The organism is Paenibacillus sp. sgz302114, assembly GCF_056120345.1.
Map to the genome: position 1 here is coordinate 1 of NZ_JBVYOI010000066.1, position 308 is coordinate 308.

1 pseudogene is annotated in these 308 nt (G+C 63.3%); it reads left to right on the forward strand.

Annotated features, from left to right (window positions below):
- Positions 1–308: pseudogene (locus tag AC0LWF_RS27950) on the forward strand (translation initiation factor IF-2); the annotation flags it as partial.

Here is a 308-nt window from a genome sequence, read left to right on the forward strand (position 1 = left end):
CCAAGGTCAAGGCGCTCGTCCGCAAGGTCAAGGTGGTCAACGTCAAGGCGGCTACCAAGGCAATCGTCCACAAGGTCAAGGCGGCGGCTACCAAGGCAACCGTCCACAAGGACAAAGCGGTCAAGGCAGCAGCGGCTACCACGGCAACCGTCCCCAAGGACAAAGCGGTCGAGGTGGCGGCGGCTACCATGGCAGCCGTCCACAAGGACAAAGCGGGCAAGGCGGCGACGGCTACCAATGCAACCGTCCACAAGGACAAAGCGGGCAGGGTGGCGGCGGCTACCAAGGCAGCCGTCCACAAGGACAAA